Annotated in this window: 22 protein-coding genes; 7 read left to right on the top strand and 15 right to left on the bottom strand. The window is 55.1% G+C overall.

What is annotated here, in order from left to right; translation table 11 throughout:
• Nucleotides 1–17: 17 nt before the first annotated feature.
• Nucleotides 18–599: a superoxide dismutase gene (locus tag DES29_RS04630; RefSeq protein ID WP_016473760.1), complete on the top strand. Its 582-nt coding sequence runs from the start codon at nucleotides 18–20 to the stop codon at nucleotides 597–599.
• 114 nt (nucleotides 600–713) lie between these two features.
• Here the strand turns inward: DES29_RS04630 and DES29_RS04625 are convergent, their stop codons facing one another.
• Entirely contained in the window at nucleotides 714–1,667 is a 954-nt protein-coding gene (locus DES29_RS04625) for an AEC family transporter (RefSeq protein WP_016473761.1), read from the bottom strand.
• Between the two features lie 119 nt (nucleotides 1,668–1,786).
• Here DES29_RS04625 and DES29_RS04620 point away from each other — a divergent pair, with 119 nt between their 5' ends.
• A complete protein-coding gene (locus DES29_RS04620) occupies nucleotides 1,787–2,356 on the top strand; it encodes a DUF2199 domain-containing protein (protein WP_016473762.1) in 570 nt (189 codons plus the stop codon).
• Between the two features lie 203 nt (nucleotides 2,357–2,559).
• Nucleotides 2,560–5,139 (top strand): molybdopterin-dependent oxidoreductase, encoded by a 2,580-nt coding sequence (locus tag DES29_RS04615; RefSeq protein WP_021995892.1) that lies wholly within the window; start codon nucleotides 2,560–2,562, stop codon nucleotides 5,137–5,139.
• A 126-nt stretch (nucleotides 5,140–5,265) separates the two neighbouring features.
• Here DES29_RS04615 and dut read toward each other — a convergent pair whose 3' ends face one another.
• From dut to DES29_RS04585, 6 genes are all read right to left on the bottom strand, one after another.
• Nucleotides 5,266–5,712: a dUTP diphosphatase gene (gene dut / locus DES29_RS04610; protein WP_113854512.1), complete on the bottom strand. Its 447-nt coding sequence runs from the start codon at nucleotides 5,710–5,712 to the stop codon at nucleotides 5,266–5,268.
• Between the two features lie 17 nt (nucleotides 5,713–5,729).
• Nucleotides 5,730–6,971, bottom strand: coding sequence for a bifunctional phosphopantothenoylcysteine decarboxylase/phosphopantothenate--cysteine ligase CoaBC (coaBC, locus tag DES29_RS04605; protein ID WP_021995894.1), 1,242 nt, complete (start codon nucleotides 6,969–6,971; stop codon nucleotides 5,730–5,732).
• A 102-nt stretch (nucleotides 6,972–7,073) separates the two neighbouring features.
• Complete coding sequence (locus DES29_RS04600; protein WP_236578849.1) at nucleotides 7,074–8,288, bottom strand: glycosyltransferase; 1,215 nt, start codon at nucleotides 8,286–8,288, stop codon at nucleotides 7,074–7,076.
• Between the two features lie 100 nt (nucleotides 8,289–8,388).
• Entirely contained in the window at nucleotides 8,389–8,940 is a 552-nt protein-coding gene (gene lspA / locus DES29_RS04595) for a signal peptidase II (RefSeq protein WP_021994798.1), read from the bottom strand.
• Nucleotides 8,941–11,811 carry an isoleucine--tRNA ligase gene (ileS, locus tag DES29_RS04590; RefSeq protein ID WP_046446231.1) on the bottom strand — a complete coding sequence of 957 codons (2,871 nt, stop codon included), beginning with the start codon at nucleotides 11,809–11,811 and terminating at the stop codon, nucleotides 8,941–8,943.
• 173 nt (nucleotides 11,812–11,984) lie between these two features.
• Nucleotides 11,985–12,983, bottom strand: coding sequence for a bifunctional riboflavin kinase/FAD synthetase (locus DES29_RS04585; RefSeq protein WP_021994804.1), 999 nt, complete (start codon nucleotides 12,981–12,983; stop codon nucleotides 11,985–11,987).
• A 296-nt stretch (nucleotides 12,984–13,279) separates the two neighbouring features.
• On the opposite strand from DES29_RS04585, the gene purN reads away from it, so the two are divergent.
• Nucleotides 13,280–13,936 carry a phosphoribosylglycinamide formyltransferase gene (purN, locus tag DES29_RS04580; RefSeq protein ID WP_005431195.1) on the top strand — a complete coding sequence of 219 codons (657 nt, stop codon included), beginning with the start codon at nucleotides 13,280–13,282 and terminating at the stop codon, nucleotides 13,934–13,936.
• A 65-nt stretch (nucleotides 13,937–14,001) separates the two neighbouring features.
• Complete coding sequence (locus DES29_RS04575) at nucleotides 14,002–15,477, top strand: RsmB/NOP family class I SAM-dependent RNA methyltransferase (RefSeq protein WP_005431193.1); 1,476 nt, start codon at nucleotides 14,002–14,004, stop codon at nucleotides 15,475–15,477.
• A gap of 83 nt (nucleotides 15,478–15,560) precedes the next feature.
• Here the strand turns inward: DES29_RS04575 and ybaK are convergent, their stop codons facing one another.
• Together ybaK and ispH are read right to left on the bottom strand one after the other, a co-directional pair.
• A complete protein-coding gene (gene ybaK / locus DES29_RS04570; protein ID WP_005431191.1) occupies nucleotides 15,561–16,052 on the bottom strand; it encodes a Cys-tRNA(Pro) deacylase in 492 nt (163 codons plus the stop codon).
• A 105-nt stretch (nucleotides 16,053–16,157) separates the two neighbouring features.
• Entirely contained in the window at nucleotides 16,158–17,177 is a 1,020-nt protein-coding gene (gene ispH / locus DES29_RS04565) for a 4-hydroxy-3-methylbut-2-enyl diphosphate reductase (protein ID WP_046446232.1), read from the bottom strand.
• Nucleotides 17,178–17,538: 361 nt separating this feature from the next.
• Between ispH and rpmB the strand changes: the two genes are divergently transcribed.
• Together rpmB and rpmG are read left to right on the top strand one after the other, a co-directional pair.
• Nucleotides 17,539–17,772 (top strand): 50S ribosomal protein L28, encoded by a 234-nt coding sequence (gene rpmB, locus DES29_RS04560; protein ID WP_005431189.1) that lies wholly within the window; start codon nucleotides 17,539–17,541, stop codon nucleotides 17,770–17,772.
• A 16-nt stretch (nucleotides 17,773–17,788) separates the two neighbouring features.
• Nucleotides 17,789–17,956 carry a 50S ribosomal protein L33 gene (gene rpmG, locus DES29_RS04555; RefSeq protein WP_005431188.1) on the top strand — a complete coding sequence of 56 codons (168 nt, stop codon included), beginning with the start codon at nucleotides 17,789–17,791 and terminating at the stop codon, nucleotides 17,954–17,956.
• Between the two features lie 164 nt (nucleotides 17,957–18,120).
• Here the strand turns inward: rpmG and tsaD are convergent, their stop codons facing one another.
• The 6 genes from tsaD to DES29_RS04525 all read right to left on the bottom strand — a co-directional run bounded on the left by tsaD (nucleotide 18,121) and on the right by DES29_RS04525 (nucleotide 25,549).
• Nucleotides 18,121–19,185, bottom strand: a complete 1,065-nt coding sequence (tsaD, locus tag DES29_RS04550) for a tRNA (adenosine(37)-N6)-threonylcarbamoyltransferase complex transferase subunit TsaD (protein WP_005431187.1) — start codon at nucleotides 19,183–19,185, stop codon at nucleotides 18,121–18,123.
• Between the two features lie 151 nt (nucleotides 19,186–19,336).
• Nucleotides 19,337–19,594 carry a type II toxin-antitoxin system prevent-host-death family antitoxin gene (locus tag DES29_RS04545; protein ID WP_005431186.1) on the bottom strand — a complete coding sequence of 86 codons (258 nt, stop codon included), beginning with the start codon at nucleotides 19,592–19,594 and terminating at the stop codon, nucleotides 19,337–19,339.
• 344 nt (nucleotides 19,595–19,938) lie between these two features.
• On the bottom strand, nucleotides 19,939–21,429 hold the full coding sequence (locus DES29_RS04540) for a flavocytochrome c (protein ID WP_021994807.1): 1,491 nt from the start codon (nucleotides 21,427–21,429) through the stop codon (nucleotides 19,939–19,941).
• A 118-nt stretch (nucleotides 21,430–21,547) separates the two neighbouring features.
• Complete coding sequence (locus tag DES29_RS04535) at nucleotides 21,548–22,954, bottom strand: FAD-dependent oxidoreductase (protein WP_236578848.1); 1,407 nt, start codon at nucleotides 22,952–22,954, stop codon at nucleotides 21,548–21,550.
• A gap of 20 nt (nucleotides 22,955–22,974) precedes the next feature.
• On the bottom strand, nucleotides 22,975–23,670 hold the full coding sequence (locus DES29_RS04530) for a response regulator transcription factor (RefSeq protein ID WP_016473774.1): 696 nt from the start codon (nucleotides 23,668–23,670) through the stop codon (nucleotides 22,975–22,977).
• Nucleotides 23,663–25,549: a sensor histidine kinase gene (locus DES29_RS04525; RefSeq protein ID WP_021994809.1), complete on the bottom strand. Its 1,887-nt coding sequence runs from the start codon at nucleotides 25,547–25,549 to the stop codon at nucleotides 23,663–23,665. The genes DES29_RS04530 and DES29_RS04525 overlap by 8 nt, the downstream gene beginning before the upstream one ends.
• Nucleotides 25,550–25,684 lie beyond the last annotated feature (135 nt).

Genomic DNA, 25,684 nt, shown 5'->3' with positions numbered 1-25,684 from the left:
ATCTTTGGAGACCCCAAATGACTGAATTCCAACTTCCCAAGCTTGATTTTGCTCCTGACGCTCTGGCCCCGGCCATGAGCGCCGAAACGATCGAGTACCACTACGGCAAGCATCATGCTTCCTATGTCGCCAACTTGAATGCGCTCCTCAAGGGCTCGGCCTTTGAAGGCAAGTCGCTTGAAGAAATTATTTGCGGGGCTGAAGGCGGTCTCTTCAACAATGCGGCTCAGCATTTCAACCACAGTTTCTTCTGGAAATGCCTCACCCCGAATGGCGGCGGTCGTCCGGAAGGTGCTCTGCTTGCCGCAATTGAAAAGACGTGGGGAAGCTTTGACGCTTTCGTCGCTGCGTTCTCAAAATCTGCTGCCGGCAACTTTGGTTCCGGCTGGACCTGGCTTGTGAAGAAGGCCGACGGCACGCTCGCAATCGTCAACACTTCCAATGCAGGTACGCCGGTGAAGCAGGGCGACAAGCCGCTGCTCACCCTCGATGTGTGGGAGCATGCTTACTACATCGACTTCCGCAATGCTCGTCCGAAGTTCATCGAAACGTTCTTCACGAAGCTTGTAAATTGGAAGTTTGCTGAATCCCAGTTCTAAGCTGCGCGCGAGAATCTCGCAGCAGCCTAAAGACGCAGCGAAAGCTGCGGCCGAAAAATTCGGCAGTCGATTGATGATCGGCTGCCGAATTTTTTATGAATGCAGTCCTAAGACTCAGAATTGAGGCGCTGCGCCTAAGAGCGTAAGCGTCAGCGGGACGGTCAAGGCCGAAAGAAAGGTTGAAACAAAGATACTGTTGCTTGCAGCCCCTTCTTCGGCTTTGAAGTCTTGGGCCATTAGATAGATGTTGATGGCTACGGGCAGTGACGCCATCAAAACAACAGCATTGGTTTCAAGTGTGCCGAGCCCGAGTATTTTGGCGATTATCCAAACGAGGAGCGGCTGCAGTACGAGTTTGACGGCGGTGATGATGGAGCCTTTTGTGAGCGCCGCTCGGAAACTGTGCTGTGCGAGTCCCATACCAACGACCATGAGGCACATCGGCGTGGTGCTCATGGCAACCAGTTCAACGGACTTTTCAAGGAAGTCAGGCAGTTTGATGCCGGTGAAGCTCCAAGCCGAGCCGATCAAAATGCCCAGAACAATCGGGTTTTTGAAGACGCGCAGCATGGGGGCTGCGGCAGACCGCCAATTGCCGATGCTGCCCGTCCGTCCGAATTCCACACTGGCAATGGCGACTGTCCAGAGCAGCAAAACGTTAAAGATGATGATCAAAGAGATGGCGGGAATAGCTTCATTGCCTAAACTGACCTGAACGATTGGTACTCCGAGCTGCACGTTGTTGCCGAAGATGCCTGCCATGGCAAGTACGGTTGTTGCAGCAGCGTCCGTTTTGAAAACGTGTTTGAAAAAGCTCCTGCCCATTGCGTAGATGATGGTGCAGGAGGCGAAGAAAGCAATCAGAATTCGCCAGTCCACTGGAGGCATGTCGGCAAATCCGCTCATTAGCTTAAAGAGCATCACCGGCATGAGCAGTCGGAACGTGAAACGGCCAAGGGCTTTGGTGACTTCATTCGTAAAGAGACCGATCTTCACAGATCCCCAGCCTAGTGCGACCAGAAGAAAAAGAGGGGCGCAAAGCGCAACGTGGTGTAGGAAGAGCTGCATGGGTGAATTTTTAGGAAAACGCAGTGCTTCGTCAAAGTATGCGCTTGAGCGATAGGAAGCGGCGGATCAAGAGTTTTTAAAATCTGATGATCATCACTATCTCAGAAAGGAGACGCGGCATGCAGCCTCGCGATTTGGAAGACGTTGAAGTTGACGAAGATATGGAGTTGGATGATGAACTCTGCCGAGACATTCAAATGAAGCTTCCGGACTGCCTTTGGCAGCTCGATTATGTTGGCCGCTATGCTGCGGGGAAGTTCAACGAGGACTTTGCCTCACTCGATTCCGGTGAGCGTTTTCTTTTCGGCGTGATTGAAGTGCCTTTTACGGAAGAAGCGGGAAGCTTCACCTGGGGCGTCTGGGCGGAAGTCGCTCCCGCGGATCACGATGCTTATCTGCTGTCCTTCCAGAGCGAAATGGCCGAGGGCCGTGTGATGGCAGGACGAATCGCTAACGATATTCCTGGCAGTCCTGATGCGGTTGGCGCTCGGGTGGAGCTTGTACTGCATGCAGATCGCCGACCGGAAATCCGAGTATTGGAAGGCAGTCTCGCAAAGCTGCAGGCTCGAGGTATGTCGCTCGCCGAGCATGAGGCGCTCGATAAATTGCTGTTCCCCGAGGACGATATTGAGGAAGAAACCGGTGATGAATGGCCTGAAGAAACGACTGTTCGTCCGACGCTGCAGTAATAAGGTTTCGTCGAGCTAGTGTTATTCGGAATGATTCCTATTTCTCTAGGAATATCGTTCTTCTTTTTAGGAATAACCGATACTTTAAAATTCTGATAACCGTCAAAAAGAGACGTACTTGGCGTAGCTGAGCATGTTCTGAGTCCGAGAAAATGGCTCAATAAGGTATGCCAACAGGCATACGCCTAAAAGGACAGAAAATCATGAACCGTCTCAATATCGCATTGACGCGCCGCGGCCTTTTGGCCGCCGGCGCAGCCGGCACTGCTGCTGCGGCCGGCATTTCATCTTCTGCTTCAGCCCAAACGGCATCTTCTGCAACAGCATCGACCGCCCGAAAGGGTTTCGATGCTGCAGCTAAGAACAGTGCAAAGTTTGCGCCTGAACCGCTCCCGATTCAGGATGCACAAGGACTGAAACTCACTCACACATTCAGCCTTGGCGAATCTACACTCAGCGAGTACGGCTTTATTACAGCCGCGCGTTGGGGTGTCGTCCGCGGTCATGTCAAAGGCGGAAAGATCATGGATCTGACGCCGTTTGAGCACGACTATGCACCGTCGATGAACCTTGAAGGACTTCGTGAGCTACCGTATACACCTTCGCGCATCCGTTATCCGATGGTGCGGGAAGGTTATCTGAAAAATGGCCCGGCAAGCCGCGATAAACGCGGCGAAGAAAAGTTCGTGCGCGTCTCTTGGGACACGGCACTTGATCTTGTTGCCAAGGAGATGAACCGCGTCTATGACAACTACGGCCCTTCTGCGGTCTTCGGTCGTTCATACGGCTGGATGTCGACGGGCAAGGTCAATGCCGCCATTAATCTGCAGCAGCGCCTCCTTAACCTTCGCGGCGGTTTCATACAGTGCATTAATTCTTATTCAACGGCGGCTATCAGCCGTATCCTGCCGTATGTCGTCGGTACGGGAGATCCCCGCTCGACGAGCTGGGAAATGGTTTTGAAGCACAGCGAACGCGTGATTCTTTGGGGTGCAGATCCTTTAGTTACTAATGACATCGACTGGCTGACGACGCTTCACAACGGAGCGGGCTACTTCCGCGCGCTGAAGGCTAAAGGAACGAAAACCATTTCGATCAATCCGATTGCAACGGATACGGCCGAATATCTGGGCAGTGAATGGATAGCGCCGCGTCCCGGTACCGACTGCGCCATGATGCTCGGCATGATTCATGAACTCGTGCGCACGAAGAAGACCGATGAGGCCTTCCTTGCCAAGTGCACTTATGGCTGGCCGGAGCTGCGCGACTATGTGATGGGCAAGACCGACGGAATCGAGAAAACACCCGCCTGGGCGGCGCAGGAGTGCGGAGTGCCGGCCGAAAAAATCGTCGAGCTCGTTCACGACATGCAGTCGCATCGCACGATGATCATGATGGGCTGGGGTATTCAGCGTATTCAATACGGCGAACAGTCGCACTGGATGGGCTTTGCGCTCGCTGCAGCGCTCGGCCAGATTGGCCTCCCTGGCGGCGGCATCGGCACGAACTATGCCTATTCGAACGGCGGTACGCCGATGGCCTACGGTCCCTTCCTAGGGGGCATTTCAAGCTCTGTGAAGCCCGTGAAGGCGTCGACGCTGCCCTGGAAGGGCAGCAAGGTCATTCCGGTGGCGAGATTTGCGGACTGCTTTGTCAACCCGGGCAAGGTCATTGACTTTAATGGAACGAAGGTGACCTATCCGGAAGTGCGGTTGGTTATGTGGGCGGGCGGCAATCCGTTTGCACATCAGCCCGATACGATGAATCTTGAACGCGCCTGGAAGAAGCCCGAAACAGTCATTGTCACGGATACGGTTTGGACGGCTACGGCGCGTCATGCTGACATCGTGCTCCCCGCTGCTACGGCTTTTGAGCACGCTGATATTACAAATATCGGTACTTATTCAAACGATGGCATTGTGGCCATGCAGCAGGCGATTGAGCCCCAGTGGGAGTCTAAAAGCGATTATTGGATCTTCTCGCAGCTTGCCGAGCGCCTCGGCTGTCAGGAGGCCTTCACCGAAGGCCTGGACGAAATGGGCTGGATTCGGCGCCTCTACGGCGACGCCCAGAAGATGGGCGAGCGCATTGGGGTGAAGCTTCCTAACTTCGAAGACTTCTGGAAGAAGGGTTATGTGCTCTTCGATGTTCGAGAAAAAGACCGCAAGTTCGTCGCATTTGAAGACTTCCGCAAGGATCCGAAGGCACACTCGCTCGATACGGAAAGCGGGCTGATTCAGCTTTATTCGCCTCAGATCGCCGGCTACAAGTACGCAGACTGCCTGGGGCATCCGAGCTACTTTGTACCGTCCGAAGGCGTCAACACAAAGACCCAGGACACGCCCTTGGCATTGATGGCATGCAAGAGCCGCTACCGCATGCACAGCCAGCTTGACGGTACGACCAGTCATCATTTTGCCAATATTGAAGACCGCGAACCGTGCTGGATCAATCCGGCGGATGCTAAGACACGCGGCATTGAGTCGGGCGATGTCGTGCTGGTACGCAATAAACGCGGTGCGCTGCTCGCGGGCGCCTACGTTACTGACCGTGTGATGCCGGGCGTCGTCGTCGTTCATCACGGCGCTTGGTTTGCTCCGATGGACGTCAACGGCCGCCGTATTGATGTGCACGGCAATTCCAATACGCTCACGATGGATGTGCCGACATCGTCGCTCGCCTGCGGCAACATCGCCTCGACGGCACTGGTAGAGGTAGAAAAGTGGAAGGGCGAATTGCCCCGCGTTTATGTCTACGATCAACCGGAACGCGTGTTGGTCTGAGTTTTTGACGGCCTCAAAGCTCAGAGCTCTCTCGTTGAAAGGTCTCTGACGAAAATAGAAACGCTCAAGCATTTTCTCGTTGCTTGAGCGTTTCTGTTTCGGATGATATTTCGTGAGGTGCAAAAGCTATTTCGTTCCGCTTGAGCCGAAGCCGCCCGTGCCGCGTTCAGAATCCACAAAAGCGTTGACGACAGTAAATTCAGGCTGCACGACGGGAATGACGACAAGCTGTGCAATGCGTTCCATAGGCTCAATCGTGCAGGGGGTGCCGCTGCGGTTCCAGAGCGACACCATAATTTCGCCCTGATAGTCGCTGTCAATGAGGCCGACTAGATTGCCGAGCACAATCCCTTTTTTATGACCCAGACCAGAACGCGGCAGGATTACGGCGGCATAGTGCGGATCGCCGATGTGGATGGCGATGCCGGTATGTACGAGTTTGGTTTCGCCAGGCGCTAAAACGAGAGGGGTATCCAAGAGTGCACGAAGGTCGGCGCCTGCGGAACCAGGCGTGGCGATTTTCGGGAGGTTCTCGCTCACACGCGGATCCAGAATCTTCAGTTCGATATTCATGAGTGCTTTTGAGTTCATTATTTTTCGGAAGGTGCGGCTGTTCCGCCGGCATTGCCTGAGAGCTGCTTGGCAGCTTCGGTCAAAATGAATTGGGCGCAGGCAAATTTGTCGGCAGGACCAAAGGGAATCGCGGACGTAAGGCTGACGAGCTGAATGCAGTTGGCTTTGGATTCCAGCGCTTGACGGGCGTCGTTTGCCACAATAAAAGCGGCGTGCTTGCGGAAGCACTTTTCACGAGCAAACGCAGTGAGACTGGCGCCTTCGGCTGTTTCTGCAGCAAAGCCGATGGTAAGCGGTTTGTCCGGTCGCTCACCCACACGGGCGAGAATATCGGGATTCTCCACCCAGTTGAGGTCGCTTAAGAGAATGCCGCCGGTGGGATCTTTTTTGATTTTCTTTTCAGACACGGCGCCTGGCCGCCAGTCGGCGACGGCGGCGACCGACACGAAGAGATCAAACCGTTGACGGTCGAGCTCTATCTGCACGGCCTCGTCCATTTCACGGGCACTGACAACATCGATGCGTTTGACGCCGATGGGTTCAGTGAGATGTGTGGGGCCTGCGATCAGCGTGACTTCAGCGCCAAAGTCGCGGGCCGCACGGGCAATGGAAAAACCCTGCAGACCGCTTGAACGGTTGGTGATGCCGCGAACGGGGTCAATGGCTTCGTAAGTCGGCCCAGCTGTGATGAGTACGCGTTTCCCGGCGAGGTGCTTCGGTGAAAAGACCATTTCCATCATGTCGACGACCTCTGCAGGTTCGAGCATTCGACCCGCACCCGTATCGCCGCAGGCTTGCAGACCTTCGGCAGGCCCGAAGATCAGTGCACCCTCGCGCCGCAGAAATTCAATGTTGCGGCGCGTTGCCGGGTTGCGCCACATGGCGGCGTTCATGGCGGGCACAAAGGCGATCGGCGTGCGTCTGGCGCAGATCAGTGTGCTCGCAAGGTCGTCGGCGATGCCGCGAGCGGCCTTGGCAATCAGATTGGCTGTTGCCGGCATGACGAGCAGCAGGTCACTCTCGCGGTTGACGTCAATGTGCGGCATAGGGCCTTTGGGACCAGGCTGCCACTCTGTCGTGAGCACAGGAGAGCCAGTGAGCGCTTCGAATGTGAGAGGCGTGACGAACTTCGTGGCGTGTTCGGTCATGACGACGCGCACATGGGCACCAGCCCGCATCAGTGCGCGGGCTGTTTCGCAGCTTTTATATGCGGCGATGCCGCCCGAAACGATAAGAGTGATGCGCTTGTCTTGGAGCATGAGCCTATAGCATCCATAGCATTAAAGAGTCGGCGTTCATTTTGCCTGAACTCCTGACGCTCGGCAGAGAATGTGTATGGATGAAGATCGAAGTCTGTCGGTCTACGGCTGATGCGGTTCGTGCTGCCGGATGACGTTATCGAGAACGCTTTCCCACTGATTCCAAATTTTCTCAGGGGCATATGCTTTCATGTCCTCAATGCCTTGGCGGCCGAGTTGTTGGCGCAGTGCTTCATCCTGCATAAGTGTTTCAAGCGATAAAGCAAAGGAATCTACCGAGTCCTCTGCAAGCAATCCGTTTTCATGATCACGCACAAGGTGATTGGCACCGGGACAGGACCTGAAACAGACGACAGGAACGCCTACGGCTAAGCTTTCACAAAGTGCCAGCGGGAATCCTTCTTTGGGAGAAGGAAGCGCAAAAATCGAGGCGCGTGCAATGACCGCACTGACCGTATTCGTTTGCCCGCAGATTCGTATTTGTCTTTCAAGTCCCAGGCGATGAATGAGTCCTTTAAGTTCGCCGATGTAATCAGAGTCGATGGATGTATCTCCCCAAAACTCTACTTTCCAGTCCGGAAATTTCGATTGAAGCTCGGCAAAGGCTTCAATCAAAAGATGCTGACGTTTTTCAGATCTTGAAATTCTGGCAACACAAATGATGGTTTTTTCCTTTTTTATACTTTCATATAAAGAAGGCGGCTGCTCTTCAATTGCATTGGGTATGCTGATTGCATGAGTGACACCATAGAGTTGCCGCACTTGCTCAACGTATTCTGGCAGCAGCACGACGGTGAGATCAGATTCAGCTAGAAAAGCTGTTTGCGGGTGCTTTAGAAAGGCTGCCGGCGATGCATGCATCATGGTGATGATCGGAGGGCGATCCATGAAATACTGCGTAATGCAGCATGCGCTTTCCGGCTGGAAAGCGATAATGATATCGGGCCTGAATTTTAGAATGGCAGGTGAAATCTGGCAGGCTCTTGCTTGATCCATTCGATGGCTGCGAAAGGCTTTTCGGCGGTTTTTATCGCGAATGAACCAACTGCGAATACGCAGCACCTTTTTTCGCCATCGCCAAGGCACCGGATTTTTTGCACAGTTCTCAAGTTCAACTCTGGCATCGAGCGGATAGGCTGGTTCGCCAGCAGCATTTTGGAGAAAAACGATCTTAACGGCGTGGCCTCGCTCAACGAAAGCATTGGCCATTTTGCTCATAACATGCTCTGCGCCGCCCTTGGTATTAAGGACTGAATAGAAGTTCAGCAAAAGAATGCGGTGTTTCTCAGATGGGAGGGGGGGGGGATTGGTATTCATACAGATATTATAAAATCCTGCAGAAAAATGAGAATTTCTCTACAGGATTTCATTTTTATTAAGCAATCAACGGTACGGAATGATGATAATTGAAAAGGGTTTATGATCGTTCTTTAGATACGCCGATTAGCTCATCAATAATAATGCCGGCAGCTCCCAAACAGATGGCGGTATCCGCGATATTGAAAGCCGGCCAATGCCAAGTGCCAAGGTAGAAGTCGAGAAAATCGATCACATAACCCCACAGTGAGCGGTCAATGAGGTTGCCCAAAGCACCCGAAAGAATGAGCGTGAGCGAGAGTGCAAAGAGCGTTTGTCTGCTGTGTTTCCAAAGCAGACGCAGCGACACGACAATCACAGCCAATGCAATAGCCGAAAATAGCCAACGCTGCCATCCCCCCATCGAAGCGAGGAAACTAAAGGCCGCTCCGTAGTTGTGTGCGAGCGTAAGGTTGAAGAACCCATCAATGACAGGCACGAAATCGCCCGGATCCAGATGCCGCTCAAACCAGAACTTAGTTGCCTGATCGAGGATAAGAATCAGAAATCCGAAAGCAATCCAGAGACTGAAGCGGGCGGGCGAAGCGCTCGTCCGCCCGCCCGACCGAGCGGTCGAGCGGGCAGTCTTCGCAGAAGAGACGCTCTTCGCCATTTATGCGAAGAGGCGCTTTTCGCCGGCGCCGAAGAGATTGGAGACGCAGCGCGGGCACAGCGTCGGGTGTTCGGCATTGCTGCCGACGCCCGGCACATAGTGCCAGCAGCGTTCGCATTTCTTTTCGGTCGAAGGCTTGACGGAAACCGTCGTCTCAGCGCCGTCAGCTGCCTTCGTGAGTTTCACTTCACTCATGATCATCACAAAGCGAAGTTCGTCGCCGAGTGATGCGAGCACTTCGTACAAGGGAGAAGCTGCGCAGATTTCTCCCGTGGTCTGCAGGGACGAACCAATCGTACCGCTGGTGCGCTCGTCTTCAATGGCTTTTTGCACATCAGCACGCACGGCGCGGATCTGCGCCCACTTAGCGAGCAGCGCATCAGCATCCTTTACTTCGGGGAGCTTGAGGAACGTTTCCGTAAAGATCGTTTCATCGGCATTCGGCGAGAAGAGCTTGAAGGCTTCTTCGGCTGTGAAGGAGAGGATCGGAGCGATAAGACGCAGGAGCATCGCCGTGATGAGATAGAGCGCGGTCTGCGCGGATCTGCGGGCAAAACTCTGGGCGCCGGTCGTATAGAGGCGGTCTTTGAGTACGTCGAGGTAGAAGCTCCCCAGATCGGTCGAGGCGAAAGTCTGCAGCAGCGTTACCACATTGTGGAAGCGGTAGGAACCGTACTCGACCAGCACGCGCTTTTGGAAGTCGGCGGCATAGGCAACAGCCCAGCGGTCAAGTTCGAGCATGTCTTCGACCGGCACGGCATCCTTTTCCATCGAAAAGTCGGACGTGTTGGCCAGCAGGAAGCGCAGCGTGTTGCGAATGCGGCGATAAGACTCAACGACGCGGTTAATGATCGTAGGACCAAGGCGTAGCTCACCCGAATAGTCGGTCGAAGCAACCCACAGACGCAGAATTTCGGCGCCGTACTTGTCATTGATTTCCTGCGGACGGACGACGTTGCCTTTGGACTTCGACATCTTCTCGCCCTTTTCATCAACGCAGAAACCGTGGGTGAGAAGCTGGTTATAGGGCGGACGGCCGTCAAGCATCGTGCCCGTGAGCAGCGACGAGTGGAACCAGCCGCGATGCTGGTCAGATCCTTCAAGATAGAGGTCTGCGGGCCATCCGAGGATGTCCTTGTGCGAACCGCGCATGACCGTATAGTGGGTCGTGCCGGAATCGAACCAGACGTCGAGAATATCGGTCGACTTCACGTAGTTCTTGGCGTCTTCGCCGATCAGCTCTTCGGGTTTGGCTTTCGTCCAGGCCTCAATGCCGCCTTCGGCAACGAGCGCTTCGACCTTCTTCATGATTTCAAACGTATCGGGGTGCAGATGTCCCGTTTCCTTGTGAAGGAAGAAGGGCAGCGGCACACCCCAGTTGCGCTGGCGAGAGATGCACCAGTCGGGACGATTCTCAATCATTGAATAAAGACGGTTGATGCCCCATTCTGGGAAGAACTTCGTTGCTTTGACGCCTTCGAGCGCGGCTTGACGCAGGGTCTTCTCGGCAGCGGGCAGACCGAGCACGCTCTTCGTGTCTTCGTCGGGTGCGTCCATGCGCACAAACCACTGTGCAGTGGCGCGGTAGATGAGCGGGGTCTTGTGGCGCCAGCAGTGCATGTAGCTGTGGGTCATTTCGCCCGAAGAGAGTAATGCCCCTGCAACGCGCAGTGTGTCAAGAATCTTCGGGTTGGCCTGCCAGATGTTCATGCCGGCAAAGAACGGGAGCCACGAAGCATAGGTGCCGTCGCCCTGCACAGGATTGAGCACTTCGTCGTTGGACATGCCGTGCTTTTTGCAGGAAACAAAGTCGTCCACGCCGTAAGCCGGAGCCGAGTGGACGATACCGGTGCCCGATGTTGCCTCCACATAGTCGGCAAGGTAGACCGGAGAATAGCGGCGGTAGCCCTCGTGCATGTCGTAGAGCGGGTGCTTGAAACGCACCCCCTCAAAGAGAGCACCTTTGGCAGTGGCGACGACAGAGCCCGTCAGACCGTAGCGTTTCAGGGCTTCTTCAACAAGGCCTTCGCCGAGGATGAGATAACGATCGCCGACATCCACCAAAGCGTAGGTGAGGTCGGGGTGCATGTTGAGCGCCTGATTGGCCGGGATGGTCCACGGGGTCGTTGTCCAAATGACAACTGAACAGGGCTTTTCAATCGTATGGCCGAAGATACCCTCTACGCGCTGATGATCCTCATCAGTGAGCGCAAAGGCGACGTCGAGCATCGGGGACTTGCGGTCCATGTATTCGACTTCAGCTTCTGCCAAGGCGGACTGGCAGTCAAAGCACCAGTTGACGGGCTTCAGGCCACGATAAACGTAGCCCTTTTCCATGATCTTGCGCAGCGCCGTGATTTCCGCGGCTTCCGTGTCATGGCGCATCGTGCGGTACGGATTGTCCCACAGGCCCAGAACGCCTAGGCGCTTAAAGTCTGCGAGCTGCAGGTTTGACTGCTCCATCGCATAAGCACGAGCGAGCGACTGCATCTTCTCAACCGGGAGATTCTTGCCGTGGAGCTTTTCGATCTGCACTTCGATCGGCATGCCGTGGCAGTCCCAGCCGGGCACGTAAGGAGCCTGATACCCTTCGAGGGTTTTCTCCTTGACGATCATGTCTTTCAGGATCTTGTTGACGGCATGGCCGATATGAATGGCACCGTTGGCATAAGGAGGACCGTCATGAAGAATGAACTTCTTGGCGTCGCGACGCTTATCAAGAATGCGGTAGACGATCTTTTTCTCATCCCATTCACGCACCCAGCCGGGTTCGCGTTTGGGGAGATTCCCGCGCATCGGGAAGGGTGTATCCGGAAGGTTTAACGGATACTTCTTTTGCGCGTCCTGAGACGCTTTTTCAGCTTTTGCCATGATCAGACAAGCTCCTGGCCCCCTCGGGCTCTTCAGGTCAAGCGCGCCTTCCCGGATCTTCGATGTTGTCCGAGTCGAGCTGCGCTCGTTTGTTGCGGATTGCCTGCCGGCTGCATTCGTACCAACCGGCTGGCGGTTTTAACGTGCTGCGGAGAAGCGACAAGAATGTCGAACTATTCTCCGTTCGGCGCTAGGCCGAGGATCTGACGCGCACGTCGAGCGTCAGCCGCTATGGCAGCCTGGAGTTCTTCCAAGCCGCTGAATTTCTTTTCGCCGCGTATTCGCTCGATGAAGCGAACCGTGACAGGGCGGCCGTAAGCATCCCCCTTCCAGTCGAAGACATGGGTTTCGAGAAGCCAACGACGAGCACTCGATACTGTAGGACGAAGTCCCAAAGAGGCGACGCCGCACTGTTCGGCCGGGCCCAAGCCGGAAACTTTGACGGCAAAGACTCCGGCGAGCGCCGGACGAGCACGGCTTCCCGGCGGAATCGGTGCGATATTCAGGGTGGGGTAGCCCAGCGTACGGCCGAGCGCCTGACCATGAATGACGCGTCCAGACATTGTGTAAGGGTGTCCGAGCATCATTTCGGCTTCGTAAAAATCGCCCTCCGACAGGGCGGCGCGCAGGCGCGTTGAGCTCACCTTCGCTGTGCCGTGAAAGAGAAGCGGCGAAATCCACGTTTCAAAGTGATGCTCTTTGCCAAGGCGTTCAAGATCGTGTGCTCCCGCAGCGCGGCCGCTGCCGAAACGGAAGTCTTCTCCGACCGTTACCCAACGGGCATCCAATCCGTTGACAAGCACATTGGTCACGAATGCTTCTGCGCCTTCACGAGCAATGTGTTCATTAAAAGGCATCATGTAGATGCGTTCGATGCCGCAATCGAGCAGTCGCTTGACTTTGTCGCAGAGCGTTGAAATCCGCGGCACCGGATCGAGATGCGGGAAAAATTCTCGCGGATGCGGTTCAAACGTCAATACGCTCGGAACCAAACCACGCTCGCGTGCGGCTTCAACAAGTCCGGCTAAGAGCGCTTGATGTCCGGTGTGAACGCCGTCGAAATTACCGATGGCGACGGCGCTCGGAATGCGCTGCAAAGGGCTGGGGAGACCGCGGAAAACGTGCATGGCAATATGGGAAGAGTTGGAGCGTGGGCTTAAGTTGAAATCCATTGGAGAATTTCGGAATTATAACGAGCGGGTTTTCTCTTAAGGTCTTTACGGATACTGCCGTTCAGGCACCAGATCCGCTCGTTATTGCACCAGAGTTGACCAGCTAAGATAAATCGCTCAGATCGCCCGAGTGACGGCATTTGCACTGCAGCGGTGATTGACGCGTGCAGCAAAACACAATACAGAAGCGTCAAGAGAGCGGAGAAAACGACGGCGTACGTTTAAAATATCGGCCTCTCTCGTGCGCACTCGATTTCAATAAGTGCCGCATCTATGCACTTTTTCTCAATAACATCATGAAGAACATCGTCGTCCTGATTTCCGGCCGAGGCAGCAACTTTGAAGCCATACTGCGCACGGCTCGCAGCGAAGACTGGGAGGGCCGGTTCGGCCTCAAAATTGCGGCGGTGATCTCCAACCGCCCCCTTGCCAAAGGTCTTGACACCGCCCGGCGCGAAGGCATTGATGCCGTTGCCGTTGACCACAAGGCTTATCCGACACGCGAAGCTTTTGAGGAAGCGCTCGCTGCCGCGATCGAACCTTATAAGCCCGCGGTCATCGTATTGGCTGGCTTCATGCGTATCCTCACGGAGTCGTTTGTCGCCCGCTGGGAAGGCAAAATCCTCAATATTCATCCGGCACTTTTGCCGCTCTTTCCTGGACTTGACACGCATCAGCGTGCCATTGACGCCGGCTGCCGGGTACACGGCTCGACCGTGCACTTTGTTTCTTCGGTGCTTGACGGCGGCGCAATCATTGGGCAGTCGGTTGTACCGGTGCTTCCTTCTGACACGGATGAGACGCTCGCGGCAAGACTTCTCCCTTATGAGCATAAGCTTTACCCGCAGTGCGTCAAGGCTGTTGCCCTTGGTGAAGTGAAGCTCATTGACGGCAAGGCCGTAATGAGTGACGAAGTAGCTCACCACCTCGCTATTTTCTGGCGGAAAGACTAAAAACATCTCGTGCGCTGGAGCTGCCGCAGGCAGGTTGTCGGCGCCCATATTAAGGAATTCATTCCATGGCTGAAAACCATCCCAAGCGTCGGGCTTTCGAGTTTCAAAAGAAACCTCGCCGTCAACAGGAAGAACCGCGCCGCAAGCGTACGGAACGTCAAATTGCTGCCGATAAACGCCGACAGGCCGAACGGGCTGCGGAGGGCTTTAAGAAGCATTCGGGTGAAAAAACGCCCGAGCGCCGTATGGCCGCGGCCAATGGCCGCGTGCGTATTACCGGATTAATCGTTGACGAGCTGTCCCGTGCGCTTAAAGTTATTTTGAAGTTCGACGGTCCCGCTGACGTACTCATGAAGCTCTTTTTTAAGAGCAATCCGCAGCTCGGCATGCGTGACCGCGGCCTCATCGCGGAGGGTATCTACGATGCGCTGCGCCGCTACGGAACGCTGCGTGCTGCGATGCGGCCCGTGCATCCGGATCGTGCACCGCGGCTTGCTGCCCTGACGGTGCTTGCTCGTCAGCACGGCATTGATGCGCTTTCGCCTTCGTCCATCGGTTCCGAGGAAGGTCCGCTCAAGAATGTGCTTGCTTTCGATGTTTCAAAGGCGCCGGCGCACGTTCAGGCAGAACTTCCGCAGTGGCTCTTTGACCTGATTGAGGCTCAGTATCCTGATAGTCAGGCGCTTTATGCCGCGATGAAAGAGGGCGCGCCGCTTGACCTCCGCGTGAATCTTTTAAAGGCGACGCGAGAAGAAGTTTTAGCTGAACTGGCCAAAAACGGCGTGGAAGCTTACCCGACGCCGCTCAGCCCCGACGGGGTCCGCCTGCCTACGAAGCCAGGTCTTACCCGTTGGCCGATCTATCAGGATGGGCTGGTCGATGTACAGGATGAAGGCAGTCAGCTGATTGCTCGTCTGCTCACGCCGCGCCGCCGCGAAATGATCTGTGACTTCTGCGCGGGTGCCGGCGGCAAGACTCTGGCGCTCGGCGCACTGATGCGCTCAACGGGAAGTCTCTATGCTTTTGACGTCAATGAAAAACGTCTCGCCGGTCTTGCGCCGCGTATGCGCCGTGCCGGCCTTTCGAATGTTCATCCGGTAGCTATTAAGAGCGAAGCGGATCCGCGCGTGCGCCGTCTGGCTAATAAATTTGACCGCGTGCTCGTGGATGCCCCCTGCACAGGGTCGGGCACGCTGCGCCGCAATCCTGATCTCAAATGGCGGCTTTCGCCCGAAGAGCTCGACCGCATCAATGACATTCAAAAGCGTGTTCTCGAATCGGCGAGCCGGCTGGTGAAAAAAGGCGGACGACTGGTCTACGCGACCTGCTCGCTGCTCAAGCGCGAAAATCAGGATGTTGTAGAGGCGTTTTTGGCCGAGCACCCAGGTTGGCGCCTTGTTCCGGTGAAGGAAGTGTTCGAGCAGCAGGGCATTCACTTTGAACCCGGTCAGCTTGAACGCTTTGAGGGCTATATGCAGCTTTTGCCGCATGTGAACAACACCGATGGATTCTTTGCAGCCGTGCTGCAGCGTGACGAATAAAACGGAATCGAACCGGTCTATGACAGAAAAAGCGGTGTCCTCTTCAGCAAGAGACACCGCTTTTTCAATTGACCGAAGCGGAATTAGTCCGGATTGGCGCAGTTCACCGGTTTGGCGCCGAGGACATCGGTGAGCACTTTCGGATCAATGCCAACCTGATAACCGCGGCGGCCGCCGTTAATGAAGATCTTGTCGAGCTCAAGAATCGAAGACTCCACATAAACGGGCATGTGTTTTTTAGTGCCAAATGGGCTCGTACCCCCCACAAAGTACCCCGAATTGCGCTGCGCCTGTTCGGGCTTACACGGAGAAACGTGCTTGGCGCCGATCTGACGGGCGAGATTTTTGGTGGAAACTTCGCAGTCGCCGTGCATCAGGATGACAAGCGGCTTGGCGTTTTCGTCTTCCATGATGAGCGTCTTGATGACGTGATGGTGGTCAATGCCGCAGGCCGAAGCTGCCAGCGCAGTACCGCCGTGCTCTTCATATTCATAGGAACGTTCTTCAAAGGGAATCTTGTGTTCCTTGAGCCACTGCGTTGCAGGCGTAAGGCTCTGATGCTTTTCTTTGGACATGAACGAATGGTCCTGAATGAGATTGGAGAATTCTGCGGAGGATGCTGTATGGCGTCCTTCGGGAAAGTACTGAGCATTCTGCCTCAATCCAAGCAGTTCGGCGTTTTAGCTGCCGCTCGGTTTGTTCGAAAGCGACTCATCGAGCGGTTCTTTGCGCTCCTGAGTTTTACCCGCGTCTCGTGCGGCCTCCAGATCGCTTTCCCAGAGTCCCTTGGGCAGCGGAAATGCAACATTTTCTTCTTCGCCCGGCATGGTGCGCACGGTGTCTGCGCCGAGATGCTCGCGAAGCCACTCGACGACGCCCTGTACTAACGATTCCGGAGCCGAAGCACCCGCGGTGATGCCGACTTTATCGGCGCCTTTAAACCATTTGGGATCAACGTGCTCGGCGGAGTCGACCAGGTAGGCGTGTACGCCTTCTCGTTCAGCCACTTCCCGCAGACGATTGGAGTTGGAACTTGTCGCCGAGCCGATGACGAGCACCAAGTCGACACCGGCTTGGGCCAGCTGTTTCACGGCTTCCTGACGATTCTGCGTTGCATAGCAGATGTCCTGACGCTTGGGTTCATGAATGTGCGGGTAGCGACTCTTCAGGGCTTCAATAACGCTTCTTGAATCGTCCGCACTGATTGTGGTTTGAGTGACATAGGCGAGTGCATCCTGATCGGTATAGGAGAGGTTCGCCACATCCGCCGGTTTTTCTATGAGGCGGATACCGTCCTCAACTTGCCCCATAGTGCCTTCGACTTCCGGATGTCCTGCGTGGCCGATCATGAGAATCATGCGGCCCTCTCGACGCATGCGCCCCACTTCTTTATGCACTTTAGTGACGAGGGGACATGTGGCATCAAAGATGCGCAGCCCTCGCTCTTCGGCTTCTCGGGCAACGGATTTGGGTACGCCGTGGGCAGAAAAAACCACCGTTGCACCTTCTGGAACATCGGAAAGCTGATCTACAAAGATGGCGCCGCGGGCGCGCAGGCCTTCAACTACCGTTCGGTTGTGTACGATTTCATGGCGTACGTAAATAGGAGCGCCGTAGATGGCGAGCGCTCGCTCAACGATGGCAATGGCGCGGGTAACGCCGGCGCAAAAGCCGCGCGGCTGCGCAAGAAGAACCTGCATGTCGTGAAAGCCTGGGTGTGTTGGGTCTGGGAATAGGATCGCAAAGCAGTCGGAACCACATCTCTGATGTGCGAATGAGCGGTCAGTTCCGGTCAAGAATAAAGAAAAACGAAGATTTCCGCACACGAGCCCGATTGAACCGAGTAGAATGCGTCCCTTGTCAAATTCTCCGCGTTGCCCGGAGCCCTGTACTGACACTGTGGGGAGCCAAGCGCGGCGGCCCGCGCAAATTAGGGCGCGGCCCGTGCGGCGACGCATTTGGGATTGACATCATCACTTAACTTTTGAGCTCGTTTGGTGTGCCGCAGCCGTTTGTGCTGCGACTGTCCCCTGCGAGACGTCATATTTTTTGGAGTTAGAGATGGCACGAGTGTGTCAAGTCACCGGTAAGGCGCCGATGGTCGGCCATCAGGTCTCGCACGCGAATAACAAGACCAAGCGTCGCTTTATGCCGAATCTGCAGTATCGCCGTTTCTGGGTTGAGAGCGAAAACCGCTGGGTTCGTCTTCGTCTGACGAATGCGGGCCTGCGTACGGTCGATAAGCTCGGCATTGACGCGGTTCTCGCGGATCTTCGCGCCCGCGGCGAAATCTAATTAAAGGAGATTCACCATGGCGAAAGGCGTTCGCGACAAGATCAAGCTCGTTTCTTCGGCTGGTACGGGTCACTTCTACACCACGACCAAGAACCGCAAGACCACTTCGGGCAAGATGGAAATTTCCAAGTACGACCCGGTTGCTCGCAAGCACGTCGTCTACAAGGAAACGAAGCTCAAGTAATCTTGACGGCTTCATACTCTGAACGTTCAGAGTTGAAAGAGCCCGATGCAGGTTGTGCTGCACCGGGCTTTTTCGTATTGATTTTGTATTGACAAAAAATGTGCGGACAATAAAAGAGTTAGCCTCTTTCTTTTTGACAAAGAGGCTAAGGTCTGCTGCATGCTCTAAACCGTGAGGCGCTCCGGCAGCGCTGCCTTGGGCAGCATTTCCAGAGGCCAGCGAGGGCGAACTCCAAAGGAAATCTTCTCAATTAAAGCTTTCCGTTCCGCTTCAGTCATGGATTCCATACGGGCGATGCCTGCGGCGGCGATCATTGCGCCATTGTCTGTGCAGAGCCGCATTGGCGGAAAGAAAATCTTTCCGCGGCGTCGTTCCACTTCCTGCGTGAGACGAGCACGAAGCTGCTTATTGGCCGAAACCCCGCCTGCTACGACGACATTGTTGAGGCGGGTCATCTTAATGGCCCGAACGAGTTTGGCAGCCAGAACATCAACTACAGCATCCACAAAGCCGCGGGCAAGATCGGCACGGAACTGTTCGTCCTTGGGGTCCGGTGCCGAGCGCACCGCAGTCAGGACAGAGGTTTTAAGCCCCGAAAAACTCATCGACAGATTAGGGGCATGAATCATCGGGCGGGCGAGTTCAATCGCGCCGGGCGTCCCCTTTTCTGCTAAGGCGGAAACGGCAGGACCGCCGGGGTAAGGAAGATCAAGCAGCTGCGCGGTTTTGTCGAAAGCTTCACCGGCCGCATCGTCCAATGTTTCTCCGAGCAGTTCATAGCTGCCGAAGGAGGCCACCTTGAGGATTTGGGTGTGTCCACCGGAGACAAGCAGTGCAAGGAAAGGAAACTGCGGAGCGGGATCGGCCAAGCGCGCAGCTAAAAGATGCCCTTCCAAGTGGTGTACGCCTATGACGGGAATGCCCAGCCCAAATCCCATAGCGTGCGCGACTGCATTGCCTGCCAGCAGTGCGCCGGCAAGGCCAGGCCCTTCCGTCACGGCAATGGCGGAGATATCTGAACGTTTGAGATTCGCTTTGTAAAGCACTTCGTCGGTCAGCGCTATGACGCGGCGAATGTGGTCGCGGCTCGCAAGTTCCGGCACAACGCCGCCATAGGCGCGGTGCATATCAATCTGAGTATGGAGAGCATCTGCAAGCAGGCCCTTCGTGTCGGAGATGAGCGCTGCGCCGGTTTCATCGCAGGAGGATTCAATGCCGAGAACAATCATGGGTATTCGATCCGAAAAAGTCCGCGCAATTGTCCGCCGCAGTACCCAACAACGTCAAGGCGGATCGAGATTTCTTCCTTCGGCAGCATAAGAAAACGGCTGATCTGCCGACCAGCCGTTTGAATGTTTGTTCAGCAGGACGCTAAACGAATCAACCTGCAGCAACGACACCCATGGCAAGGAGCGTTCCGTTGGCTGCAGCAGCCTGAGTCGCCTTGGCTGAGGTCATGGCCAGAGCGGCCTCACGCGCTGAAAGCCGCGCTTCACGGGCTTCAAAGGAAGCCATGTCCATCATCACGAATGCCGGACGGCCATTTTCGGTGACGCACACCGGTTCGCCGGTACGGCGGCATTCAGCGGCAACTGAAGAGAGTTCAGGCGTTTCTGCAGAAAGCTTGCGAGTCAGCATTTTTTCATTCTCCGAAAAATGAAAAGAAAAGCGGGCTGATCGGTAATATCTTTATGAGTATCAGCCTTGGAAAGAAGAAAGGCGTGGTTTCTTCCTATCGCTTCATCATAGCGCTGCAACTTCCTGATAAAACAATGAGTTGAACGAGTTCTGCCTAATGGCATGGAGGGTAGGGTGCTTATGTTATAGAGGTAGGTAAAAACCCCTTATTGCTCGCTACAATATGGTGCGAAAGATTGTTTTTTCTCAGAAAAATGCCCAGTTTTTGTGCGTTTAATATGAACGCTTGACGATTCAGGCACCCAATCGGGGGGCAGGCGCCCGAGTCGTCAAGCTTAAAAGGGTTACGCCTTGCGATTGGCGGCTGCCTTACCGGCGACGCGGCCATAAACGATACAGTCGGCGATCGAAACGGTGCCTAGGCGAACCATTCCGTGTACGCCGCCGCATACCTCTCCGGCTGCAAAGAGTCCCGGAAGAATATTGAAGTCGGTATCGATCACCTCAGCTTTGGCATTAATAGTGAGTCCGCCCATGCAGTAGTGAACGCGCGGCCAGAGACGGCAGGCAAAGAAAGTTCCTTCATTGGCTTCGGTATCGTCGAAGATCTTCGCCTTGAAATCGGGATCAGTCTTCTTTGCGATGGCGTCGTTCCAACGGTCAACGCTTTCTTTGAGCAGCTTGGGGTCGATGCCGTAGTTTTGAGCAAGCTCTTCGAGCGAGGCAAAGCGCTTAATGGAGCCATTGTCAAGCCCGGCTTTGACTGTCGACATGGGCACGTGCTTTTTCATGTTGGTTTCGGAAATCAGAATGATTGCCGGGTGGCCGATTGCCAAAATGGCGTCGGCTCTGACCTTCCGATTGCCGGTTTCATTGATAAAGCGTTTGCCGGTTTTCGGGTCAATCATGAGACCGTAGCCGACAGAGGCTTCGACAAACTTCGGGCAGACCCCGAAACCTTTTTCATCTGGGCTCGTCCAAGGACCCAGCTGAATCCAATCCATCAAACAAGTGCCGGCTCCCACGCGCTGCGCGGCCTGAAGACCTTCACCCGTCGCTGCAGGGCTGTTTGTCGAATCCAGAGCAGCCGTAAGGCGCGGGTCGTGCATCGTGCGCATCTGCACATTTTGCGAAAAACCGCCGGTGGCGAGTACGACACCGCGTTTAACACGAATGAACTTGGTTTCTCCCGTCTCTTCCTTGGGGAATTGATAGTTGGCCCGGACCTCAACGCCAATGACTGCACCGTTGTCATCGGTAACAAAGTTGAGGAGCTTCGTGCGCAGACGCACAGGAACCTTCAGTGTGGAGAGCTTCGTGAGCATCGGGCCGATGATGTCGGCTCCGGTGCCGTTCATAAAGCTGCAGGAGCGTGCGACAGAATGGCCGCCCTGAAAGCCTAGCCGATCCCATTTCACGCCGAGATAGTCCGTGGCCCAACGGTATGTGTCGTAGGCACCGTAGGCGACGACCTTTGCGCACTCCACATGGTTTAGATGGCCGCCGGCACGGAGCATATCTGCAAGCAGCAGTTCAGGGCTGTCTTTGATGCCAGCCTTCTTCTGCATGTCATTGCCGGGGGCGGCAAAACCGCCGGCAGCGAGGATAGAGTTTCCGCCCGGAAGCGCCATCTTGTCGATGACAAGGACGGAGGCGCCGGCATTGTGAGCTTCAATAGCTGCCGCCAGCCCGGAAAAGCCGGTGCCGACACAGAGCACGTCGACAGTATCGTCCCATTTTTGAGGGACTTTGACTGGAATGAATGCGTGCGCAGACGGAATGGCGGCGGCAAGGCCGGCGCCGAGCAACTGACGGCGGTTGAGGGGAAAAGCCATGGCGGAATCCTTTAAAGCATTGCAAGATGAAGAGAGCAGAAAGCGGTCCATCTCTGCTCGTCATAAGCTAAAAAGGATTCTCGATTGTCTTCGGGGGCCGAGTCTTTAAACAAATGTTTTATAGATCTCTGGCGGCTTGTTGGCCGGCAATGCGCCCAAACACAACGGCATCGTTGATGCCGTTTCCGCCGAGCCGCTCTTTTCCGTGAATGCCGCCGGTTGCTTCTCCGGCAGCCCATAGACCTGCTACGGGGCGGCCGTCAGCGCGCATTGCCTGAGCAAGCTCATTAATGCGGATGCCGCCCATCGTGTAGTGAATGCTCATGCCTGCAAAGCAGGCCCAGTAGGGCGGATGATCGAGCGAAAAGTCACCGCGAGGCGCGACTTTTCCTAAAGGATCCTGACCAGTCTTCATGCCGGTGTTGTAGTCGTCGATGGTGGCCTGCAGATTCGCGGCAGGGAGTTTCATTAAGCGAGCTAGATCCTCAATGGTGTCTGCCGTCCACGCATCTCCGGATTCAACCGCAAGCACAGCCTCCTTCTGCATGAGAATGCTTAGGTTTTTCATGCCTTTGGAATCGATTATGGTGTAGGCAACTTTGCCCGGAAGCGCCAATATGGCCCGTGTAACGGCGGCTCGGCTGGCGTCCTCTCGGATGAAGCGGCGCCCGGTTTGGTCAACAAGGATGAACTGATCCACGAGCATATGGAAACGTGCTCGCATGATTCGGCCTGGAGGAAGTCCTGGATTACAGAGCACATCCTCCATATCGACAAGCTCTGCTCCGGCTTTTTGAGCGGCGAGCAGCATCTCGCCTGTCGATCCCGGCATATTGTTGGTCGTGAGTCCCGAAAATTGCGGGGCATAGCGGGCAATCATGGCGGGATTGGCACCAAAACCGCCGCTTGCAACAATGACGCCTCGTTTAGAAAAAATATTTTTTCGTATATTGTTTTCCGCTATTTGTACGCCGCAGACTCGACCGTCGTTATCGGTAAGCAGTGTCGTAACGGGGGTGCTTGTTTTAATGATTACGCCCAGTTTGACGGCAGCTGTGGAGAGAGTTCGGATATAACCTTCGCCATTAGGCATCAAGGGTTTATGACTGCGCGGCCAGCGAGAGCCATATGCTTCAGAAACGGTAGGCTGGAAGCGCATGCCAAGTTTCTCTAGCCACTTTAGGGCAGGCGTGGCGTTGTGTACCAAAATGGCTGCAAGTTTGGGGTTGGCGTGACCGCCGCCGCTCTCGAGCATCTGCGACAAAAAGAGCTGCTCACTGTCTTCAATGCCTTGCCGCTTTTGCCGAACCAAGTCAACACAGGCATAAAATCCGCCCGAAATTCGGGTATTGCCGCCGATATGCGGCATCTTCTCCAACAGCAGCACTTTTGCGCCAGCCTCAGCGGCACTCACAGCCGCGGAGAGCCCTGCGCCGCCTGCGCCGACCACAATGACGTCCCAGACGCGCTGCGCTGCCTGAACGGCAGGAACTGCCAGTGTTGAAAGCAGAAGGCTGCCAAACATTCTGCGAGAAAACCGCCGCATCATGAATTTTCCTTGTGGAAAGTGGAGTCGTTTGGATGACGAAAGAGCGGATGGTCCGTATCGGATTCAGATTCTGCGGCAGCAATAGCACGGCTGAATGCCACGGCGCTGCTGCCGCCGAGTTTTTTAGCAGCACTCCATCGGTGGATGCGTACTGTTTGCTCTGCAATGCAAAGCTCTTTTGCAATCGCTTTATTCGAGAGCCCGGAAGCAGCTAAGCGGCAAACTTCCAATTCCTTGGGGGTGAGTGCTTTGAGTTTTTCAATGGCGTGACGACGCTGAGTAAGCCGCTGGGTGTATTGCTGATGCCAGGCAACGAGCTCATGCGTCAGGGCGGCTAGGCGCTCGGCTTTGACGGGTTTTTGAATGAAGTCAGCGGCACCGCGCTTTAGCGCATCAACGGCCATGGCGACGTCACCATGGCCCGTCAGGAAAAGAATGGGCAGTGATCGGCCTGTTCGGAGCAGTTCTGACTGCAGTTCCAGACCATTCATGCCAGGCATGCGGATATCGAGCACAATGCAGCCGGCACGAGACACATCATCAAAGTGAAGAAAGTCTTCTGCACTGCTGTACTCACGCACATCGAATCCTTCCAGGCGCAAAACGAAGGCTTCGGATTGGCGCACTCGATCGTCATCGTCAACAATGCGCACCAACGGCGGCAGTCTGGGATCGAGCAATTCGTTACTCATGGTGCGTTTTCCTTTGCCCGCTATCTTGGAGAACGGTTGTGCCCGCCTCACTCGGGCTGGTATTTAAAAGGCAAGGCAGCTCGAGAACGGCGATAAGGCCGTTGGGCTGAGCACGAACAAAGTCGATGTGCCCGCGGTGACGTTCGGCAATGCTTTTGGCGAGACTCAGTCCAAGTCCTAAACCGTGAGGCTTGTGACTGACAGTCGGGTGAGAGAGCGTTTCGAAAACCTCGTTCGTTAACGGAGGTCCAAAGTCACGAACCCTAAAAACAATGTTGCCGCCAGATTGCTGGGCAGACAAGTGAATGACCTTCTCTGAAACATCCGCCATGGCATCCGCGGCGTTTTTGAGGAAATTGAGAATGACCAATGTGAGCTCTAGAGGATCTCCCAAAACGCATGCATTGGTACGGCAGTCCGTGCGGACGGTGACGCCGCTTGATAAAGCCGAATGGCTGAAGGCGCGGACAGCGGAGGCAATCAGATCTTTGGCGGCAATCGGTATTTTTTGAGCATGCGCCGTTTTATCGTAACCGCGGACACGGTCTACGATCGCTGAGGCGCGTTCTGCTTCTTCGACAATAACGTCGGCGGTCTGGGCAACAACCGGATCGGCCGGATAAGTTTTTCTCATGTACAGGCTGAGGCCGCCGACGAAATTCATAATCGACATCAGCGGCTGACGCAGTTCGTGCGCCACCATGGAAGAGAGCTGCGCGACGATGCCGGCACGCTCCATTTGCGCGAGCATCTGTGCATTTGCTTGATTGGCTTTCTCGAGCGCATCGCGTTCAGCTATCGAGGCCTGAAGCTCTGCTGTACGCCGCTCAACCAAGCGGTCCACTCGAAGCGTGTGAATGATCAAAAGCATGAGGAGTCCGAATGCGGCAAAGATCCATTCTTGATAATTCGCCCACAATGCGGACCAATTTGTGTCATTGAGATAGGAGTAAGGCCCTGTTTTTAAAAGCTTATAGAGGTTGAGTGCCTCGCTGTTGTCAGTGCTGATGCCCCAGGCGCTGCCATTTTCGGACGGCGGTTCGGTGAGCAGCGCCAAAGTAATCTGCTTGGTCAATGCGGGGTCCGCATGGGGAAGCGAGGCGAAAACGGGACCGGGATACAGTGCCGTTGAACGGCGGCAGCGCAGGGCGTTGCTGGTTTGCTCATGGAGTACACGAAAGTCCTCTAGGCGATAGCCGTGCAGCGCCGTTTGTTCCTCCAAGGCGCAGGCTGCCAACAGGCCTGCATCCGTTTCCCCTGCCGAGACGCTGTCGAGAACATTGGGATATTCATATTCGGTGAATAGTTCTGCGCCCCAAAATTTTTTAGGATCAAATCCCGCTCGAACGAGTTCGCCTTGAAAGGTAAGCCAAGAGGTGAAGTCATTGGGATTCTGCGCGGCAATTTTGCGGCCGCGCAGATCGCTAAGCGTCTGAAGGTCATTGCGGTCAGCACGAACAAAAAGCACCGCGCCGGTGCTTTTGGCCGGATCAGAACTAAAGCGGTTTTGCCTTGTCGCTAAATCGTCTGCATGTTCTGTAGAGGCTAGGAAGGTGAATAATCCGCTGTCGGCTATGAAAAAGCTGATGGATTTCGTTTGGATGGCCTGTGACAGCTCCGCTATTGAAAAGGTTTCGGCATGAAATCGGAGATGAGGAAAGCGTTTGCGCAGATGCCGCATTGTCGGCCCTAGGGTGTCGACAAAGAATTCCGGATCAAGCGTCTCTTGAATGCCAATATGGACAACGCCACCGTCTCCTTGTTCTTGGCCCGATGAGGCTGCATCCGCGAAGGGGGCTGAACCGGTCAGGAGCAGAAAAAATCCTAAAAGAAAAGGCAGACGAATCATGGTCAGAGGCGACAGAGCGATCCCATTCATCTTAAGAGCTGTTCGGGTAGCTGCAATTGGGGTTCGGCACGTCTAACAAAATAAAAACTGGAAAAAATCGCCTCAAAGCGTTGAATCTCCTGTCCAAACATGAGAAAATTCGCGCTTCGACTTGGCTGCATCTTG

Origin of the sequence: Sutterella wadsworthensis, assembly GCF_003315195.1 — a bacterium.
Lineage (GTDB): Bacteria > Pseudomonadota > Gammaproteobacteria > Burkholderiales > Burkholderiaceae_F > Sutterella > Sutterella wadsworthensis.
This window is presented reverse-complemented; position numbering and strand designations above follow the sequence as displayed.